We start from the raw sequence: 217 nt of genomic DNA, 5'->3' as shown, positions 1-217 counted from the left end.
CGGGGTGGCGACGGCGGCCTCGGGAATGTCGTCGAAGCCGATCAGTGCGTAGTCGCGGCCGGCGATGCGGCCACGTTCGGCCAGGCCGCTGGCCAGGCCCAGCGCGACCACGTCGTTGTAGCAGACCAGCGCGGTCGGCAGCGGGTCGCGCGCGCACAGCGCGCCGGCCTGGCGCGCCGCTTCCAGCCGGGTCGGCGCGCATTCGATCAGCCACGCC

General features: G+C 75.6%; 1 protein-coding gene. It reads right to left on the bottom strand.

From position 1 onward, the window contains the following. Nucleotides 1-217 (bottom strand): substrate-binding domain-containing protein (locus tag D588_RS25950; protein ID WP_043086921.1); only part of this gene is annotated, 217 nt, incomplete at both ends.

This window comes from Xanthomonas sp. SHU 308, from assembly GCF_000364645.1.
Lineage (GTDB): Bacteria > Pseudomonadota > Gammaproteobacteria > Xanthomonadales > Xanthomonadaceae > Xanthomonas_A > Xanthomonas_A sontii.
The sequence above is the reverse complement of the archived record's forward strand: the minus strand, read 5'-3'. Positions and strand labels throughout refer to the sequence as shown.